The following is a 20,144-nucleotide window of genomic DNA, read 5'->3' as shown; positions in this document are numbered from 1 at the left end:
GTAATTTGTGGAACTAATCCCTTGTAATACCTGCGGACAAAACCGCTTCCGTCCTATTTTTACCAAAGAAAGCCCACTTGGGGAATCCTTTGCGATCGTCTCTTGTGAATTTTGTGGTCTTGTCCAAGTGAACCCACAACCTGATTTCCTTGCGGTTAAAAAATACTATGATGATTCTTATTTTACCCAAAGGACCGAAAGGGGTTATGACAATTATTATTCTGACAAACTCCGCAAAGAGATCTCTCGGGTTTTCCAACTCAATCTAAATGATTTGGATTTTTTTTCTTGGGAAAGGGATCGCCTCTCGGAGTTACCTTCGGGAGAAAAACTTTCCTCATTGGACATTGGATGTGCTGCCGGGTATTTTGTGGCTTACCAAAAAGAAAGAGGATACGATGCTTTCGGAATCGAAATTGCGGATGGCCCGGTTCGGTTTGCCCGCGAAACCTTACACTTAAATATCTTCCAAGAGAACTTTCTCGATTGGGATACGAAGTTTCAAAATCAGTATGATGCCATCACTCTTTGGGCTACCATCGAACATCTCCACAAACCCAAAGAAACTTTAGAAAAGATTAGAAACCATTTGAAACCAGGTGGAGTTTTGATTCTCTCCACTTGTCGGTATGGAATCCTTGCGAAGCTGGCAGGCCTTTCCTGGCGGTATTTGAATGTTCCCGAACATCTTTATTATTATTCTTACAAAGGTTTGAAAAAACTACTTTTGAATCTCGGGTATCAAAATCCAGTTTCCTTCACCTATGGAAGTGGGATGACTTCTCGCGCGGGAGCTGGCTTTTTTTTCAAATTCCGAAAATGGATTATGGATCGTGCTGTGAAGTGGTTTGGGATCGGTGATATGATGGTCTATATGGTGAAGAAGGGATAAATTTATCCCTCGAGTGATTTCAAAATATCCTCTACACAAAAAGCCACCACTTCTTCTAAATCCGCAGTTGCATCCACAAAGATTGTGGACTCTGGCAAAATTGCCAAATAATTTTGGTAGATACGAATTTGTTCGGAGTCAACATCAAACACTTCTTTGGCACCACCTCTTGTGGTTCTTCGTTCATGTGCTTCTTCAGGTGAAAGATCTAAAAAATAAACACGGTTGGGTTCGGGAAAACCTTTGTCTTCATTTTTGTATAGAATGTCAGCAGCATGTTCTTCATCACGGCCTTGGTAAGCAGCGGTGGAAAAATAATATCTATCTTGTACAATTGATTTACCATTCTTTAACGTTGGTAAGATGATATCGTTTACAGAACATTCTCTGTCAGCGATAAAGGCTTCAATTTGTTCCTCTTTGTTTAGTTTTATTTTACCTTCTAAGAATTCTCGGATTCTTTTACCGTGCACACTGTCTGTTGGTTCTCTATGCCAGAGATTGGGGATGGATTGTTTTAGGAGTGCTTCGGAAACCAAACGAGAGACAGTGGTTTTCCCGGAACCATCGATCCCTTCAAAGACAAAGAACTGATTATTTTGAGGCATATCCCCTCCATTTTAAGAATGGTCGTTTTTTCCTCGACTTATTTACTAAACTCGACAATTTAGTCTAAGGAGCAAAAACATGAAAAAAATTTCGTCTATGCTGATCATTGCTTTTTTGGCTGTATTTATGATTAACTGTGCCTCTGAAGAAGTTAAACAAACGCCAGTGGTGGAAGAACCAAAACCTTCTAAAAAACCAAAATTGGATGATTCATTCAAAACAAGAGCTAGAGACATTAAGTAATTTCTACTCGAAGCGGAAACCACCCCGGGCAACTTGGGTGGTTTTTTTATGCCATTTCGCTTAATTTATAGGCACCCAAAAACCCCACTTTTGACGACGTGTTCTCTGTTGCCTTTTTTTTAGGCAAAATGCAGTAATATTCCCTACAATGCTTACTGGTACCGATCTTGCACTATAAAGTTGCATTACTCTATGATTACAGAAAGAGAAAGTCATAAATTCTTACGAGAATGGAAAGATTGGTTATCAGGGGGAACCTTGGTTCCTGTTTTCCAACCTATCCTCTCGTCCGAATCCACTGGCATTTACGGATATGAACTTTTAGGACGTCTTTCTACACCAGAAGGACTTGTGAGTCTCGGAGAATTCTTTTTATCCCAGACATTTGGTTATGATGAAATTTTTTTCCTGAAGAAAAAGGTCGATGAAGAAATTCGTTCTGCTGCCTTACAGAAATTTGCAAAAGAAGCACCTCCCGAAACCAAGTTATTTTTAAACATTTCCCCAAATGTAATGTATCATGCTCTCCTCCAATTGGAGGTATCCCTTCCACAAACCATTCTTATGGTTAGAGAGGCAGGTGTGGATCCCGAAAGGATCGTAATCGAAATTACAGAAGAAAGGTTTCCACATAACTTAGAACTTTTGCGACCGATTTTAAATCTTTATCGCCAGGAAGGTTTCTCCATTGCGGTGGATGATGCTGGTTCGGAAGCAAGTAACCTAGATCGGATTGGATTGTTTCATCCAGAAATTATCAAAGTCGACTTACAAATGATTAGGCGATCTACTTTCTCTCGAAACTTCAAAGAAATTTTACTCAATCTATCTAAACTTGGTGAGTCTTTGGGAAGTAGTTTGTTGTTCGAAGGGATTGAATCTGAAGATGAACTTTATAATTCTCTTAATTATGGAGCAAGATACATCCAAGGATTTTATTTTGCGAGACCCGAATTAGATTTTGCCAAACGATTTGATTATCGAATGGAGATGCAATCTTCATTGGAATACTTTCATGCCCGCAAACAAGGGGAAATGAATCGGCAAATTGAATGGGAAAATGTTTGGAAAGATAAACTTTCTGAAATTGTCATGGGGTTTACCGAAGAAGATGGGATTTGGGAATGGAAAGGTGATTTTGAAACCAATATATTTGGAGATGGAAATTTCTTTCGGATGTACATCACAAATACTCTCGGGTTTCAAGTTTCTCCCAATTATTCTCGGGATGCGGCGGGAGTTATGGTACCGGATTATTCTTTTTTAGGCAAAAACTGGTCCTTTCGTCCGTATTTTTTTGAACATTTACACAAATCTAAAACGAGTCGGGATGCTTGGACCCTTTCTCAAATGTACCATGACATTTCCGAGCGGATGATGTTACGGACATTCGCTAGAAACTTATCGGAAAATCTGATTTTATTTATCGATGTGGTGGTTTCAAGATCCTGAAAGGTTTTGCGAAAAACCCTCTCTGGGTGGATACTGGCAAGAGCTATGGCAAAAATACAATTTTTGCAATTACCAGTTCCGCCTCCTTCCTACTTTGCAGCCACGGGAAATGTTCCTTTAGCGGCTGCTAGTTTAGCAAGTTGTCTAGAATCCAAAACGGATCCTGTTAAAGGAATCACTCCTTATGTAGTTTCACCGGAAGATACAGATTCTCTGGGAGACAAGGAACTTGTAGACAAAATTACAAAAGAAGGCCCTGATTTTCTAGGACTTTCTCTTTATTTATGGAATACAGAACGTAGCCTTTATATCGCAAAAGAAGTCAAAAAACGAAACCCGGAAACAACCATTCTGATCGGAGGGCCCGAGGTCAATGAAGACAATCCTTATGTCCTTGGGGAAGAGGGTTATGACATTGCAGTTTCAGGAGAGGCCGAACATAGTTTTCGTAAACTCATGCGATCCGTTCTTTCTAAGTCTTCCTTAGAAGGATTGGAAAATGTGGCTTACCGAAAAAAAGAAGGAGGTCTCAGTCCCTTTGGCAAAGCGGCCGCTGCTGACTTTCCTTTAACAGATTTTCCATCTCCATACACAACAGGACATCTGTTAGTGGATCCAAAAAGATCCACATACTTAGAAACAGTTCGTGGTTGTAAGTCTCAATGTACTTATTGTTTTTATCCTAAATCATCTCAAAATCTTAGAACCTTAGACATTCCAGAAACCATCAAACTCATCACGGATCTAAAAGAGAAGGGGGCAAGGGAACTTGTATTTTTGGACCCCACCTTCAACCATCGACCGGGATTCGAAAACTTTTTAGATGCCATTGCTGAAGTGAACTCTGATGGTCGGATGTCCATGTTTGCCGAACTTCGTTCGGAAGGTGTGACACCAAAACTTGCAACTAAACTTCGTAAGGCGGGATTCACTCGAGTGGAACTTGGGCTCCAGTCGGTAAACGAAGAAACTTTAAAACGTGTCAAACGGTATGGTAGCCCTCATAAAGTGGCAGAAGTGGCAAAGATGCTTGCCGGTGAAGGGATGGAACTACTACTTGATCTCATCATTGGCCTACCCGGTGACAAACCAGATGATGTCGAAAGGGGAATCCATTTCTTTTTGGAACATGGGCTCGGTGAATGGGTTCAGGCCTTTCCTTTGTCAGTGCTTCCGGGAACTGCTATGCGTAGGGATGCTGAAAAAGAAGGCCTTTCCTTTATGCCAACCCCGCCGTATCGGATCATCGAAACTCCCACCTTTAGTCCCCGCGATTTAACAGAGTCTTTGTATTTTGCAGAAGATTTATTAGAAAGACGATTAGATGAATTTCCAAGACCATTTTTATGTGATCCTTCGTCCAAACGAAATGATCGGATCGATGTGGATCTAAAAGAATCCAAAGTTTTATATTCGCAGCAATCAAATTCAGATTTAGAGAAAGTCCTTTCTGATTGGAAGGGTAGCCGCCATCACAGTGTTTGGTTTCATCCAGAAAATTTTTCAGAAGATCTCTCTCGTATCCAATCACTTATCGAAGAAAGGATTACGGCAGAACCATTTTGTACTATTGATTTTGTGATCGAACTAAAGTCTCTGCCCAAACTTACAGAAGTGACCAAATTGGTAACTGGGCTTGAGGCTAAACGAAATTCGTATTTATCTCGCACGCTGGCACATAGGGGAGAGAATCTCCAACACCGTTTGGTTTTTGTTTTCGATGAAAACAGGAATGAATTAAAAAAGTGGCGGGATAAAAATGGAGATTCCACTTCCTTTTTGATTTATGAAAAAATCACAAACCAAAACATCCGAAAATTAAATCCGTCCAAAGAAGCTTTTTATTTAATCGATAGCGAAGAAATAGATAACTCTGATTTTGAATTTCTAAAATTGGAAATGGATCCAGAAGCCATTACTTTTTCTTCTAGGATTTTAGAAGAAAAATGGTCTATGGAAGTTTTGGGATACGGTGAACTTTAGATTACGGTTTTTGAACTTGTTTGCGAAAGAATTCTACGTTTTCTAAAAATCTTTTTTTCTCACCAGAACGTGAAGAGTGGCCTGCAATCGCAAGACCCACTGTTAGGTGGCCTTCATGGTTTTTAGTAATAGTTCTGATAGTTCCAAAAGCGGTTAGAGGAGATTGCATTTTGAAAAATATATCAAACTGAAATCCTGAAAGTTTGGGTAAACTTTGGATTAAATCTGGATGGTCTACAATCACTTTGAGTCCACCCTCAGAAATATCAATCACTGGAAATTTTCCATCTGATTTGATCATGTTGGAATGACGAATTCGGTCTACCATTTCAAAACATACAGTTTTCATCTCCATGGCTTTCATCAAATCAAAGGTCTCTGTTTTACTTTGCATTTGGATATAACCAATAGGGATAGACTCTTCTTCATCGGTTAGATAAAGGATCGGAAGGATGAGTTCTGATCTGATTTTTTGATTTCGTCTATTGTTGATTTCTTTGTTAATATCTAAGTCGATTTCTTCGGAAAATACCAAAAAATCTTCGTTAGGTGATTCTTCGTAACATTTCCTATCGGTAGCGTCTTCTAAAAGTAGACCTTTTTTGGTTTTTTTGATTTGTAGGATGATTTCGTTATCAATGCTCGAGTTAAAAGTAGAGATTTTAATGAAATCTACGGAGTTTTTTAACTTGGTTTCGTAGTCTTGGAAGTTTACTTTTACCGCTGTTGGTACATGAAACATATCCGTTTCAATTTTTGCCTTACTGGAAACTACGTTGGTAATCCAAGCAGAACCTGGGGGAACAGGAATCCTCGAACTTTCCCTATCTTTTTTAGCAATGGCAATTTTATCTAAATGTAAAACGTATTGAGACTCCGCCTTTTCTTGTTCGACGGTGCATTCTAGGTGGAGGTATCTTCCTAAAATTTTATATAAGGTGATTTTTTGCCCCACGGAGAGGGACATGGTTGGACGTACGCTGACTAGTACTTTGTTCCCGTCGGCTGAAACTTTTTTTAAAAAACAACTCTCCCCAGAATGAATATTGTCCTTTAGGCTTAATTCCTGGTTTAATAAAAATTTCGTCAAAACATGGAGTTTTTTTTCGGTGTCGGAAAAAACATCCAAAGATCGCTTACTTCTTTCAAGTGTATCCATAAAAGGTTGTGTACTCACTATTATCGGACGAATTTCCCCTGAAATTCTCTTGCACGGAGAGTTTTCTTGCCTAAAGTAGAAAAAGGAAGGATAATTATGTCAAATCAACCCCTACCTGGATCTGAGCTTCTCGATGGAGTCAGCGGACAAGAGCTCTTCTCGGTCAACATGGGACTTACCTATCGGGACTTTTTAGTTCTACCCGGTTATATAGACTTCAACCCAAGCGATGTAGAACTAGAAACCAAACTTTCCAAAAATATTTCACTCAAAAGACCTCTTATGAGTTCTCCTATGGACACTGTCACTGAGTCAGAAATGGCGATTGCACAAGCGCTAATGGGTGGAATCGGAATCATCCATTATAACAATAGCATCGATGAACAAGTGGATCTTGTTCGCAAAGTAAAACGATATGAAAATGGATTCATTAAAGATCCTATCTTACTTTCACCAGAACATACATTGGCTGATTTAGATGCTGTAAAAGAAAAATATGGGTTTAGTGGAATTCCTATCACAGAAGATGGAACCGCCAGTACAAAGTTAGTTGGTATTGTGACCAACCGTGATGTGGATTTTGAAAGAGATCGTAGCATCAAACTTGGCAAGGTGATGACAACAGAACTCATCACGGCAAATGTTGGAATTAGTTTACAAGAAGCCAATAACATCCTACGCACGAGTAAAAAAGGAAAATTGCCAATCGTTGACAAACAAGGAAAACTTGTCGCACTCATCTGTCGTAGTGACCTGAAAAAAAATAAAGAGTTCCCTCAATCTTCCAAGGATGACCAAAAAAGATTACGAGTAGGGGCCGCCCTTTCCACTTTGCCTGAGTCTCGTGATCGTATGGCCGCTCTTGCGGGAGTGGGAGTTGATGCTATCATCATTGATTCTGCACAAGGAAACTCTAGTTACCAAATGGAGATGATCCATTGGATCAAATCCAATTTTCCAAACATCGATGTGATTGGTGGGAACGTTGTCACAAAAGCACAAGCGGCAAACTTAATCGCTGCTGGTGCTGATGGTCTTCGAATTGGTATGGGTCCTGGTTCTATTTGTATCACACAAGATACTATGGCCGTGGGTCGTGCGCAAGCGACGGCAGTGTTTAAAACTGCAGAGTATGCACAGGCACATGGAGTTCCTGTCATTGCCGATGGTGGAATTTCCAATATTGGAGATATTGCCAACGCCCTCGCCATTGGTGCATCTATGTGTATGATGGGTTCTATGTTTGCCGGAACAAAAGAAGCTCCAGGTGAGTATTTTTATGAAAATGGAATTCGTCTAAAGAAATACCGAGGAATGGCAAGTTTAGAAGCAATGAGTAAAGGTGGGGACAAACGGTATTTCTCTGAATCCCAAAAGATCAAAGTTGCACAAGGTGTCTCTGGATACGTTGTGGATAAAGGATCAGTTCTCAACCTCATTCCTTATCTAGTCCAAGGACTCAGACAAAGTTTCCAAGATATGGGTTTTAAAAATATCACTGACCTTCATAAAGCCTTACGAGAAGGAAAACTTCGTTTCGAAAGAAGAACGGAATCTGCCCAAGCACAAGGTAGTGTTCACGGGTTGTATTCCTACACAAAACCATCGATGAGAGCGGAATAACAATCTTACATGCGAAAAATTTGGGTTCTATTATTCTTTTTTAGTTTTGGTTCGATAGAAGCGCAAGGTGCGCCTGACGCTAGTTTGTCGGCGCAGGAACTTTTGGCAAGATTAGACCGAGAAATGGATTTCGGGAAAGGACTTGTGAAAGGTACTTACGTCCTCATTCGTAGGAACGGAACTTCTGAAACTTGGAAAATCAACAGGTTTTTCAATGGGGAAGATGCTCTACTTCTATTTGATCGAAAGGGGCGGGGATTAGAATCCAAACTACTCACTAAGGACGAAGGAGAAAATGTATTTTTCTTCAATGTTCTGAGTGCAAAGTTGTTCCGAAAAACGGATGATGAAAAGTATGAAGCGCTGATGGGAACTGGATTTTTTTATGTGGATCTTTCTGGATATTCCTATCAGGCCAATTACAATCCGTTAGTGAATGGGGATTTGGAAATTGGTGGAGAGGTGTATTACCGAATTTCTCTCAAACCCATCCTTCCTTACTTTTATAAAAAATTAGTTTTACTTGTAGGTAAAAAAGATCTAAAACCTTACCGCGTTGACTTTCATGATCGCGACGGAATTTTATTCAAAACTTTAAACTTAAAATACGGACCTGTGAAAGTAAAAGAAGTTTCTGGAAAGGTAGAAGAAATTCAAAAAGCATCGCGTTTGGAAATGTTAGATTTGAATACAGGTAGTATCACTGTTTGGGAAATCCAAGAAGTGGACAAATCCGTAAACCCGGATGCTTCTCTTTTTGCAGTCGACAACCTGAGTCGTTAAACTCTTGTTAGAACCTGGTCTCATTCTTTTTCGGACTGGATTTTCGCCAAAACCGAACATTTCTCTTTTCTCAGAAGAGTTAGCGCACCTCCGAGCCTTACGACTCAGTAAAGAAGAAACCATAATCCAAATTCGAGATGGAGAAGGTGGTCTTTATGATTATCAATTCTCACCGCATTCCAAAGAATTAAAATTTCTAAACGAAACACAAGTTCCTAAAAAAACAGAAAGGAAAACCGTCGCAATTGCCCTTCCGAAAGGAAACCGGTTCGATTTTTTTTTACAAAAGGTTACGGAGATTGGACTCGATGCTGTAGTCTTTTTAGTCTTTCGGCATTCCATTCGCAAAGAATTCAATTTGGAGAGGGCCGAAAAAATCGTAAAAGAAGCGGCCGCCCAGTCCAAACAAACAGAGTTACTCAAACTTTCCATTGAGCCAGCCGGAGATTGGATGAAGTCACATAAAGATAGTTTGGTGGTCTTTCATCCGCATAGGTCTGAAATGTTTTCGGCAAATCATTTACTTGAAAAAATTCCTGTGATTGGACCTGAAGGGGGATTTCATTTAGATGAGGAAAACTGGATGGAAGAAAACCAAATCCCAAGACTCACTCTTCCTGGTGGAGTTCTCCGAACGGAAACGGCAGGCATTGTCGCTGCCAGTTTCCTTGTGTATGGAACTTAAAAAAAGAAATTCCTGTCTTACTTGTTGGTAAGTAGGAGAAGGGTGGTAGATAAGTTACAGTTAGTAGAACAAGCGGTAAAACAAGCAGAAGCAGCTGGATAATTGTCACCAGTTACGTCTGGATATTTACCAGCACAACCAGCATTACAAGCTTCTAAACTTCCTCCCGTACAAGTCACCAGGAAAGTCAACAGGTTCTTTTCCACAGTTTTGTCTTCTCTCTTTTGACAAGATGTAGAGAAGATCATGACAAAACACAACACAAACAAAACGAACAAACGATTCATATTCCTAAACTCCGTTCTCCCTGCATTTCGTCAATCGGTTCGTAAAAATCTTGACCCTTGTGACTTTTCCTATGCATTGGATGAGATTCTATTATGTCAGACGGTTCTAAAAAGGTTTTAGAAAAAAAAGCGCACGGAGAGTTTGAATTCACCGCTTACGGGGAATTTTTATCCTATTTCCACGCCCATATCGATATTTTCAAAAAACTACTAAAAGCTCGCAAAATGGATCCAGCAAAAGTGGAAGAGGTCGCAAAACAGATCAAATCCTACATGACGGGTAATATCAAAAAGACCGACCAATTTTTTGAACACCTCCCGCAGTTTGCAACTATGTTAGGTGTGCCTCAAAACGAGGTTTCGACATATTTAAATTCTAATTTTATCGATGTTCTCAATAAAGTACAAGAGAAACTAAAAGCCCAAGAGTTGGAAAAACTAGCGAATGCACCGGCTCCTAGTTTTGCCTCCATTGCGGAAGAAATCGTAGAAAGACTCCAAGTCACTCATCCTAAAGATTTTGTTTTTGCTCAAAAAGGAATTCTTACCGTTCTCGAAAATCCGCTTACGGGAGAGATCATTGAACCAAAAGGTCTTATGGCGGAATCGGCAAAAGCGGCTCTTTCTATGCCATCCAGTGCCGAGTCGGAAAAAGAACCAGTCTCTCTTACCGATGCTTTGGCCATAGCCAATGCCCCGCCAACGCCTGTTGTTAAAAAACAATCTCTCATCCCTGAAAAAGACAAATCCATTCTTTTGGAAATTGTAGAGACCTTCGGGGATACTCTCACGGGCGAAACCTTAGACATCAAAATTGGCCCAGATCCCAAAGACAATCCAGTCGTTGAAACAACACCAACTAACAACCAATCTAATTCCGACGAATATGAAATAGAGGATTTAGAATTTGATGATTCTGATTCCAGGTCTTCACAAAGTTCGGGAGGAAACTCCGATGATTCGGATGATTTTTCTCAGGACATAGACGTTGATTTTGAAGAACCAGAACCCGCCGTTGCTATTGATCCCAATTTAGCTAGGTTAGAATCTTTTGGTGTGAAAGAATTTATGGATCTTGTGCAAACCATCACTGGATACCAAACCAAAGCTGACCAAGTGGGTTACCAAAACTGGTTACGAGGTCTTTCGGAATTTGAAAAGGCGATTGTGTCTTTACGCACTCAAGTTCTAAAAGAACAAAAAAACGAAGCCGTGGATTGGAATTCTCTTTTTCAAATGATGAGTTCCAAATCAGATTTGAGCCGTGAAGTTTTGGTTGGTATTGTTAAAAAACTAAAAAATTTCCAAGTCGTAAAACTTACGTTAGATCGTATGATTCAGGAATTTAAAAAAGGGAGTCCTGAATTTATGCAAATGGTTAAGATGGCTTGGCCTCATATCCAAAAAGCATTTTACGAAGTTCCCAATTATACCCAAGTACAAACTCTTTTAAAAGGAATTTTATCGCGAGTTTCGGACGAAAACCATAAACGAGATTTTTCCAAAATCTTTACAATGGCACTGAATTTCATCCAATCTAAATTTCAGGTTTAAACATGATAGGGGAGAATTACTCTCTTCTATTTTCTAAATTTACCCTAAAATTAGGATCTTTGATTTTACTCCTATTGATTCAAGTTTTCTCGTTAGGTGCCCAAACAAACCCCAATATCATAGTAGATCCATTATTGCAAAAACCTTGGATCCCTGATGCGGAAGAAGAGGAGAGTCGTAGTTTTCATCGTTTCCTTTCTGAGCATAAAAACAAACAATCTACGGTCAAAAAAAAAGATTCCCATGGTCGGAATTATTTGGTTTCGCCGGCTGGCCAAATGCGCTTTCTCATCGATGATGAATACATAAAAGAATTTCCTGTGATCACCGAAGCAGACATTGCCGCAAAAGAATTAGAGGCACTTTATGAAGTTCGAAAAGAAAAAGATGTCGTGTTTCTCGGAAAAGGAATCCATCTCTGCTACCGGTTGCAAAGGGAGAAAGAACCTGGTTTTTTTCCAGGTTGGCTTGTTCGTTCCAATGAAATCACAAACCGTGCGGCCAACGAATGGTCAGACCAAACCATTCCTTTAGATTTAGTCAGCGATCCTTATGGTTGTTATGTGGAATCGGCAAAACCCAAAGACCAGTTGGTTTTAGAATCAGAATCCTTTCGTTATCGGATTCGATTTTCGTCTAAACTTCGTTATGAGGGACTTTTTGGGAATCGTCTCGGAATTTATGGTGAAAACAGGGATTCTATCTACCGCATCGTACGATTTGTCCAATTTCTCTCTAATTATTTACCAGAAGGCCAAACGGAATGGGAAGAAGCGTTAACCCTCCAAACTTCGGGTAAAAAAAAGAAGAACCTACCTAAAATCATTTTGTCAATAGGTTCTAGTTTTGATAAAACAAGACCACTCCGAGATACTAAAAATTATTTTCGGTTTTGGGATTCTATGCGTTCTCTCACACCAGCTCTCATCCGAAAGTTGGGATTCAAACGGACTGAATCTAAATCGGAATATTTGAGCGAATGGACAGAGGTGGATGAAATTGGAAATTCAGTTGCAATGGAGATGAAAGAGTATTATCTTTATAACGCACCTCGGGGTTACTTTCTCTCCTTGTCGTATCCCAAACGAGAAAAGGAAACGGCAGACCTTTATTGGCAAACCATTCGAAGTTCATTTGAAGTTAAGGAGTAATGGATGTTTGTTGGTTTTGTTGAAAATCAAAATAGAAAAAAACGCGAACCAAATGAAGAACCACCATCCTTATTTTTTATCTTTTGGACGGGAATCTCTATCATATTTGGATTTGGATTTTTTTTGCTTCCCTTTGGTGCTTTTTTCCCTTTATCTATTTCTATTTGGGCCATTCTCATTTTGTTTTTACCGGTTTTGTTTTTAGGAATTTTACTTTCTAAAAAAACGGGTTTTAAGATCCTCCTTGCTGTTTTTTTATCCTTACTCGCTGGTGGAAACTCTGTTCTGTTTCTGGGTGATTCGATTGGTTATGGTCTAGGAATTACTGCTAAGATGGATGTTCTTCCGGAAGAATCATTTCTTTACCTAAACTATCGTTATTTATTCCTCCGAGATTTTTATCTGGATGATAAAAGTGCCGGCGAGTTTCGTTCTCCACTTCTAGTTCGAAAAAGATCCGGTGGGTCTGTGTATGGCCCTGTGATTCGTTTCCAATACAAACAAGTTCGTTCTATTTCTGGGAAGGAGATAAAACCTCCGTTATATGCAATTTGTTATTCTAAGGAAGATACTAAATGCCATCTTTCTAGTTTGTATTCAGGGGGAATTGTTTTACAAGAACCTCTTTGGGATTTAGAAGATCTTCCTTTTACAAAAAACTCTGTTTATCTAGTTTGGCGTGGATCTATGGATTCAGAGATGTTGACTAAGGGAGTGTATTCTTTACTTTTCTTTTTGTTTCTTGTTGTCGTTTGGGCGGTTATGGTCTATTTTCCGTTTCAGAAAGAAAAAGAATCTTAATCCTTTCTTAATGTGATTTCCATTCTCCTTAAGTTGGGAGATATTTACGAAGACTTAGAATCATGAGAGAATTTCTCTATGGTTGAATTACTTTATTTCCCTTTTTATCTAGGGTTACTGATTCTAGTTTCACCCTTTGTTGGTTACTATATGGCATTTGTATTGAATGCTGGGTCTTTGCCTTTGGAAAAGAAGGTGATCCAGTTTCTATTTTCTGGTGCACCTCCTTCGCAAACTCCGAAACAATATTTAAACAGCCTTGTTCTTTTTCACTTATTAGGAGCAGGGATTCTATTTTCGATTTTGAAATTTCAAAATTATTTGCCATTGAATCCTTTGCACCTTGTCGGTATGGACTGGGATCTTGCACTCAATACTACAATCTCCTTTATTACAAATACCAATTGGCAGGCTTACTCTGGTGAAAGCCAGCTCAGTTATTTTTCACAAATGGTTGGACTCACTCCGCAAAATTTCCTGAGTGCTGGTGTTGGTATTTCTGTTTTAGCCTTTGTCGGTCGTGCCGTTGTATCGACGAAAACCAATCGGTTTGGAAATTTTTGGTTGGATTTATTTCGTTCTACATTCTATATCCTTCTTCCGATTTCGTTTTTTGTTTCCATTCTTCTTGTGAGTCAAGGTGTCATTCAGTCTTTTCAGGATCCGATTCAAAGTTTGGGTTTTGATGGAGGAAATGAAATGATACCGATGGGGCCTGCCGCTTCACAGATTGCGATCAAACAAATTGGAACCAATGGTGGTGGTTATTTTGGTGTGAATAGTGCTCATCCTTTTGAAAATCCAACTCCTCTCTCTAACTTCATCCAAATGTTTTCGATTCTTTTTTTACCAGCCTCTTGTGTGTTTTTATACGGCAAAATAACAAACTCTTTTCGTCATGTTTGGGTGATTTTCTTTGTAATGTTGTCATTTTTTCTATTGGGATTTATTGCCGTATATGTTTCGGAGAGTTTTCACTTAGGATTTTGGGAGGGAAAGGAATTTAGATTTAGTTTGACCGAATCCTCACTTTGGTTATCCGCAACAACGGCTGCCTCCAATGGTTCTGTAAATTCTATGTTTGATAGTTACTCCCCTTTAGCCGGTGGGATTGCTATTTTCCAAATGATGTTAGGTGAGATTATCTTTGGTGGTGTGGGAACGGGAATGTATGGAATGTTTTTATTTTTGATATTAACTGTTTTTTTGTCGGGGCTTATGATTGGTCGGACACCAGAATACTTTGGTAAAAAAATAGGCAGTTATGAAATCAAATGGACTTTGTTTGGAATTTTATCTCCTACTGCTTGTATCCTTGTTGGTTCTGCCATCACAATTTTTTTAGAGTCTGGTCATTCTGCAAAAGGTCCACATGCCTTATCACAAATCCTTTATGCTTATAGTTCTGCTTCAGGGAACAATGGTTCTGCTTTTGCTGGATTTGCTGCTGATACTCTATGGGGAAATTTATCTTTAGGATTCGCTATGTTAGTGGGAAGATTCAGTGTGATTTATGCAGTGATTCTTGTTGCCGGGAGCCTCGGTGGAAAAACCACAACTAAGTCTTTTGATGGAAACTTCAAATTGGATACGGCACTTTTTGGAGTTTTACTTTTTAGTGTGATTCTCATCGTTTGTGGTCTTTCCTTTTTTCCTGTACTGGCTCTCGGGCCTATACTGGAACATTTACTTTTAAACAAAGGGATTTTCTTCTAGGAGGCAATTATGGTAAATTCAAAAAATCTAATATCAAAAGAACTTTTCATTGTATCACTTACGGTTGCGATTCGAAAGTTCTCTCCCAAATATGCTTTTTCCAATCCCGTGATGGCAACCGTATGGATTGGAACTTCCATTTTATTTTTACAAATATTATATTATTATGGATCGGGGATTCCTTTCCATAACGAATTGCCTATTTTCTTTTGGCTTCTCATCACTTTGTTTTTTGCAAACTTTGCCGAAAGTGTTGCAGAAGGAAGAGGAAAAGCAAGAGCCGATAGTCTACGAAAAACAAGATCCAAAACAATTTCTAAAAAAGTAGATTCTGTCGGTGATTTAAATTTCAAAGAAATCATTTCCAGTGAATTAAAAGTCAATGATATCGTTTATGTCAAAGCAGGAGATACAATTCCTGGTGACGGAGAGGTGGTTTTTGGAATTGCGAGTGTCGATGAATCAGCGGTGACGGGAGAGTCTGCTCCTGTGATTCGAGAAAGTGGTGGGGACCGGTCAGCAGTCACTGGGGGAACTCGAGTAATCTCGGATCATTTATACATAAAAATTACAACAAAACCTGGTGAGAGTTTTATTGATAAAATGATCACAATGATTGAAGGAGCCACTAGACAAAAAACACCGAACGAAATTGCCTTAGGAATTGTTCTTTTTGCACTTACTGTTTTATTTTTGTTAACTGTTCTTTCTATGATCCCCATTGCCAATTTTGTTGGATCGCAAATTGGACAAAATTGGAATTTTGATTTTTCTGTTTGGCTTGCTTTATTTGTTTGTTTGATCCCAACCACAATTGCTGCACTCTTAAGTGCCATTGGGATTTCAGGGATGGAAAGGTTGATTCGCTGTAATGTCATTGCGAAAAGTGGAAAGGCTGTGGAAGCAGCAGGCGACATTCATGTTTTGTTGTTAGATAAAACGGGAACAATCACTTTAGGAAATAGGGAAGCTCATAGTTTTTATCCTGCGGTTGGTGTTAACGAGGAGGACCTTGCGGATGCGAGCCAACTATCATCACTATCTGATGAAACACCGGAAGGAAGATCGATTGTAGTTCTCGCCAAACAAAAATATGCGATTCGTGAAAGAAATTTAATATCGTTAGATGTTCGTTGGATTCCCTTTTCAGCCTCAACAAGGATGAGTGGAGTAGAGATTTATGAAAACGGGAAATTGATTCGGAATATTCGGAAAGGTGCATCCGATTCGATTAAAAAATATATAGAGTCTTTAGGTGGAACCGTTCCTGAATCCATACAAAAAATATCGGATGAGATTTCTAAAAGAGGGAGTACTCCTATATTTGTCGCTGAGGGTGAACGAATCCTCGGTCTGATTGAATTAAAAGATATTGTCAAAGGAGGACTAAAAGAACGATTTGCTACTTTAAGAAGGATGGGGATTCGCACAGTGATGATCACTGGTGATAATCCACTTACGGCTGCTGCTATAGCCGCAGAAGCCGGTGTGGATGATTTTATAGCAGAAGCTACACCAGAAGCAAAACTAAAACGCATTCGAGAAGAACAATCAAACGGGTATTTGGTGGCGATGATTGGAGATGGAACCAATGATGCACCGGCTCTTGCTCAATCGGATGTTGGGGTAGCGATGAATACGGGTACCCAAACAGCAAGAGAAGCTGGGAATATGATCGATTTAGACAGTAACCCAAGTAAACTCATTGAAATTGTAGAAATTGGCAAACAACTTCTAATGACTCGCGGGGCGCTGACTACTTTTAGTATTGCTAATGATGTCGCCAAATATTTTGCCATTCTACCAGCTTTGTTTTTGCCTTTAGCTCCACTCAATATCATGCATTTATCAAGTCCTGATCATGCGATTTTAGCAGCAGTGATATTCAATGCACTTGTGATTCCAATCCTCATCCCACTTGCCCTTCGTGGAGTGAAATATGTTCCTAAGTCTCCTGATTCCGCGTTACTTAGAAATTTTCTGATTTATGGTGGAGGGGGAATGGTTTTTCCATTTTTAGGAATCAAACTCATTGACTTAATGATTTCTGGAGGATCTTTATGAAGTCGAACGAAACATCGAACCAATGGGAAATTGCCATTCGATTCTTTTTTCTATCCATTATTGGTTTGGGACTTTTGTATCCACTTTCGGTAACGGGACTCGCTCAATCTTTATTTCCTTTTAAGGCAAACGGAAGTTTGGTTGTTTTTCAAGGAAATGTAATCGGATCAGAACTACTTGCACAAAAGATAAATACAGAATCTTTGTTTTTGTATCGTCCGAGTGCAGCAAATTATCATACGCTACCAAGTGGAGCCTCAAATTTAAGTCCTTCTAGTTTCGATTTAAAAACGTTAGTAGAAAAAAGGAAATTCGATTTGGAAACTTTGGGCATTGATTCTCAAGTTTGTTCTGAATTGTTGTATGGCTCAGGATCTGGACTTGATCCACATATTTCGGTGGGATGCGCGAAGGAACAGGCATTCTATCTTAGCCGAAAATTCAATTTCCCACTCAAAGTTTTAAATGAGTTGATTAATAAAAATACAGAATATCCTATATTAGGAATTTTCGGTACAGAGCGAGTGAATGTTACAAAACTGAATGTATCTTGGAAAGAAATGAAATATGAATGAAGGAAAACGCCCAGAAGATTTTCTTTCCTTAGCCAATCAGGAAGAACCAAAGAAAAAAGGGATTCTGAAAGTATATTTTGGAATGTCACCTGGTGTTGGTAAAACCTATGCAATGTTAACTGAGGCGCATCACCTAAAGGAAGATGGAGAAGATGTAAAAGTTGGCATCGTTGAGAGTCATGGAAGAGAAGAAACGAAGGCATTGGTAGAGGGACTCGAATGGGTTCCTCTCAAAACAATCGAATATAGAGAAAAGATATGGGAGGAAATGGATGTCGAACGTATCCTTAAAGAAAAACCAAGTTATGTATTGGTTGATGAACTAGCTCATACCAATATCCCAGGTTCCATTAATAAAAAAAGATACCAAGATGTTTTTTCGTTGTTAGATGCGGGAATTAATGTTCTTTCCACTGTCAACGTACAACATTTAGAAAGCCAAGTTGACTCCATTGAAAAAATCATCCAAAGCCAGGTCAAAGAAACCATACCTGATAGTATTTTAGAAAGGGCAGATGAACTTGTATTAATTGATATCATTCCAGATGAATTGTTGAAGCGGTTGTCTGAAGGGAAAGTGTATATACCTGAAAAAATCATTTCTGCCAAAGAAAACTTTTTTCGAAAAGAAAATTTAACCTACTTACGTGAATTGTCTTTGTCATACACTGCAAAGTATGTAGAAAAACGAATGCCTCAAGGAAGAGAAAGAATTCTTGTCGCTATCTCGGCAAGCCCTCATTCTAAAACCTTACTTCGTTATGCAAAAAAATTGGCTCTAGAAAGAAATTCAGAATTGTATGCTTTTTTTTCTGAGAACGATGAAGAGAAAAGTGTAGAAGCCGCAAATTTTATTCGTTCCCATATTCGCTTTGCTAAAGAGTTAGGTGCAGAAGTGGTTCACTCCTTTGAAGTGGATCCAGTTTTTGGAATTGTTACAACTGTCAGAGAAAAAAGAATCAACCGTTTGGTGATTGGTGGTTCAAAAAAGAATTTTTTTGGGGACTTTTTTCAAAAAAATATTTCTACTAAAATCATCAAACAACTTCGAGATATAGAGATCATCATTGTTCCATACTTAGAGGATCAAAGATTCCAATTAGATTTTTATAAAAAACTAATCCCATCCTCTGGAATTCGGCAATACCTCTCTGTCTTTGTTTTAACTTCAATTGTAACTTTTTGTAATTATTTCCTGATTTCATATATTGGTTATTGGACCGTTTCTATTTTGTATTTATTTTATGTGGCTGTGCTTGGAATGTTTTTTAGTAGAGGTCCAGTATTACTCGCAGCCATTCTTTCTGCATCTTTTTGGAATTTTTTGTTTATTCCACCTCTTTATACTTTTTACATTTCAAAGTTAGAAGATGCTTTGATGTTTGTTATTTTTATGTTGATTGCTCTTATTAACGGAAGTTTAACGGCAAGGCTTAAAAAGAATGAATCAAAACTTAGGTCAAGAGAGGATAAACTTTCTATTCTATACGAACTCACAAGGAATCTTTCGAAAACATCTACTGCATCGGAGATTATCAAAACTGGTGAGGCATTTTTTAAACGAATTTTCCCTTTCCCTGTGAAACTTCATTTTTACCAAGCTGGAGAGTTTTCTCCCACTATTGAAGATGCCAAAGATTTAGCAGTTGCAACTTGGACTATAAAGAATGGGAAACCTGCCGGTAAATATACGGAAACATTATCTTTGGCAAATGCAACATTTTATCCCTTAGTTTCGCCGGGAGGGATCACCGGTGTCATCAATGTCGTATCGAATGAAGAACCAAGTTTAGAAAAAGAGATTTTGTTAAACACGGTGGCAAACCAAGTGGCGCTGGCATTAGATAGAGACATTCTTTCTGAAGATTCTAAAAAGAATTTTTTACTGAAAGAATCTGAAAAATTATACAATTTAATTTTTAATTCCTTATCACATGAATTAAAAACTCCACTTACGTCCATTCAAGGATCCGCTTCCGCTTTGTTAGATCCGGAAATTGATGCAGATCCAAATGCTAGAAAAGATTTGGTTGAGGAAATTCAAGAGAGTTCTTTGGTTTTGAATTTACTTTTGGGAAATTTACTTGATATCAGTCGAATTGAATCGGGTTCTTTGGCTTTAAAGAAAGAAAAAGTTTATCCCTCTGAGATCATTCATGATTCAATATCTTACTTAGGAAAAAATAAAACCAATCATACAATCAAAATTCTATTAAATGATTTGGATTTCCCTATTGAGTTGGATCGTGTGCTTTTTTCTCATGCAATTTTTAATTTGCTCTATAATGCCTGTATTTATACCCAAAAGGATTCAATAATATGGATATCATTGGTAAAAACGGAAAATTCATTGCAATGGATTGTGGAAGACAATGGGAATGGATTGCCATTTGATTCTTCCCGAATTTTCCAAAAGTTTTATAGAGGTGAGTCTTCTGGGAAAATTGGGACAGGCCTTGGTCTTGCAATATCTAAATCAATCATAGAGTTACACGGAGGGAGCATTGACGCGATGAATCGAAAAGATGGTGGTGCGAGGTTTGTCATTGACATTCCTAATTTTTGAA

Annotated in this window: 17 protein-coding genes; 14 read left to right on the top strand and 3 right to left on the bottom strand. The window is 38.7% G+C overall.

All coding sequences use genetic code 11. The features are described from left to right. The first annotated feature begins 7 nt into the window (after positions 1-7). Entirely contained in the window at positions 8-892 is an 885-nt protein-coding gene (locus EHQ70_RS05540; RefSeq protein ID WP_135584223.1) for a class I SAM-dependent methyltransferase, read from the top strand. 2 nt (positions 893-894) lie between these two features. Here the strand turns inward: EHQ70_RS05540 and tmk are convergent, their stop codons facing one another. Beyond that, on the bottom strand, positions 895-1,500 hold the full coding sequence (gene tmk, locus EHQ70_RS05535) for a dTMP kinase (protein WP_135584220.1): 606 nt from the start codon (positions 1,498-1,500) through the stop codon (positions 895-897). 79 nt (positions 1,501-1,579) lie between these two features. Here tmk and EHQ70_RS18570 point away from each other — a divergent pair, with 79 nt between their 5' ends. From EHQ70_RS18570 to EHQ70_RS05525, 3 genes are all read left to right on the top strand, one after another. Then, positions 1,580-1,744, top strand: coding sequence for a hypothetical protein (locus EHQ70_RS18570; RefSeq protein ID WP_002973824.1), 165 nt, complete (start codon positions 1,580-1,582; stop codon positions 1,742-1,744). A 192-nt stretch (positions 1,745-1,936) separates the two neighbouring features. Next, positions 1,937-3,196, top strand: coding sequence for an EAL domain-containing protein (locus EHQ70_RS05530; protein WP_135584218.1), 1,260 nt, complete (start codon positions 1,937-1,939; stop codon positions 3,194-3,196). A gap of 45 nt (positions 3,197-3,241) precedes the next feature. Next, positions 3,242-5,179: a B12-binding domain-containing radical SAM protein gene (locus EHQ70_RS05525; RefSeq protein WP_135584216.1), complete on the top strand. Its 1,938-nt coding sequence runs from the start codon at positions 3,242-3,244 to the stop codon at positions 5,177-5,179. Position 5,180: 1 nt separating this feature from the next. On the opposite strand, the gene EHQ70_RS05520 is transcribed toward EHQ70_RS05525, so the two are convergent. Further along, positions 5,181-6,338: a DUF1577 domain-containing protein gene (locus EHQ70_RS05520; RefSeq protein ID WP_135584385.1), complete on the bottom strand. Its 1,158-nt coding sequence runs from the start codon at positions 6,336-6,338 to the stop codon at positions 5,181-5,183. 96 nt (positions 6,339-6,434) lie between these two features. Here EHQ70_RS05520 and guaB point away from each other — a divergent pair, with 96 nt between their 5' ends. The 3 genes from guaB to EHQ70_RS05505 are packed head-to-tail and all read left to right on the top strand — an operon-like array spanning position 6,435 to position 9,429. Continuing rightward, the gene (guaB, locus tag EHQ70_RS05515) at positions 6,435-7,961 is read left to right on the top strand and encodes an IMP dehydrogenase (RefSeq protein WP_135584214.1); all 1,527 of its coding nucleotides are present in this window, start codon (positions 6,435-6,437) and stop codon (positions 7,959-7,961) included. Positions 7,962-7,970: 9 nt separating this feature from the next. Next, positions 7,971-8,744, top strand: a complete 774-nt coding sequence (locus EHQ70_RS05510) for an outer membrane lipoprotein-sorting protein (RefSeq protein WP_135584212.1) — start codon at positions 7,971-7,973, stop codon at positions 8,742-8,744. Positions 8,745-8,748: 4 nt separating this feature from the next. Beyond that, entirely contained in the window at positions 8,749-9,429 is a 681-nt protein-coding gene (locus EHQ70_RS05505) for a 16S rRNA (uracil(1498)-N(3))-methyltransferase (protein WP_135584210.1), read from the top strand. A gap of 17 nt (positions 9,430-9,446) precedes the next feature. Here EHQ70_RS05505 and EHQ70_RS05500 read toward each other — a convergent pair whose 3' ends face one another. Beyond that, positions 9,447-9,716: a hypothetical protein gene (locus tag EHQ70_RS05500; protein WP_135584208.1), complete on the bottom strand. Its 270-nt coding sequence runs from the start codon at positions 9,714-9,716 to the stop codon at positions 9,447-9,449. A 93-nt stretch (positions 9,717-9,809) separates the two neighbouring features. On the opposite strand from EHQ70_RS05500, the gene EHQ70_RS05495 reads away from it, so the two are divergent. The 7 genes from EHQ70_RS05495 to EHQ70_RS05465 all read left to right on the top strand — a co-directional run bounded on the left by EHQ70_RS05495 (position 9,810) and on the right by EHQ70_RS05465 (position 20,143). Next, the gene (locus EHQ70_RS05495; protein WP_135584206.1) at positions 9,810-11,270 is read left to right on the top strand and encodes a hypothetical protein; all 1,461 of its coding nucleotides are present in this window, start codon (positions 9,810-9,812) and stop codon (positions 11,268-11,270) included. Positions 11,271-11,272: 2 nt separating this feature from the next. Further along, positions 11,273-12,421, top strand: coding sequence for an LIC10775 family protein (locus EHQ70_RS05490; protein WP_135584204.1), 1,149 nt, complete (start codon positions 11,273-11,275; stop codon positions 12,419-12,421). Between the two features lie 3 nt (positions 12,422-12,424). Next, positions 12,425-13,222, top strand: coding sequence for a hypothetical protein (locus EHQ70_RS05485; RefSeq protein ID WP_135584202.1), 798 nt, complete (start codon positions 12,425-12,427; stop codon positions 13,220-13,222). A gap of 78 nt (positions 13,223-13,300) precedes the next feature. Next, positions 13,301-14,938, top strand: coding sequence for a potassium-transporting ATPase subunit KdpA (gene kdpA / locus EHQ70_RS05480; protein ID WP_135584200.1), 1,638 nt, complete (start codon positions 13,301-13,303; stop codon positions 14,936-14,938). A gap of 9 nt (positions 14,939-14,947) precedes the next feature. Further along, positions 14,948-17,002 (top strand): potassium-transporting ATPase subunit KdpB, encoded by a 2,055-nt coding sequence (gene kdpB, locus EHQ70_RS05475; RefSeq protein WP_135584198.1) that lies wholly within the window; start codon positions 14,948-14,950, stop codon positions 17,000-17,002. Beyond that, complete coding sequence (locus EHQ70_RS05470; RefSeq protein ID WP_135584196.1) at positions 16,999-17,577, top strand: potassium-transporting ATPase subunit C; 579 nt, start codon at positions 16,999-17,001, stop codon at positions 17,575-17,577. The genes kdpB and EHQ70_RS05470 overlap by 4 nt, the downstream gene beginning before the upstream one ends. Beyond that, a complete protein-coding gene (locus EHQ70_RS05465; RefSeq protein WP_135584194.1) occupies positions 17,570-20,143 on the top strand; it encodes a sensor histidine kinase in 2,574 nt (857 codons plus the stop codon). The genes EHQ70_RS05470 and EHQ70_RS05465 overlap by 8 nt, the downstream gene beginning before the upstream one ends. Position 20,144: the final 1 nt, after the last annotated feature.

Origin of the sequence: Leptospira congkakensis (assembly GCF_004770265.1) — a bacterium.
GTDB lineage: Bacteria > Spirochaetota > Leptospiria > Leptospirales > Leptospiraceae > Leptospira_A > Leptospira_A congkakensis.
The sequence above is the reverse complement of the archived record's forward strand: the minus strand, read 5'-3'. Positions and strand labels throughout refer to the sequence as shown.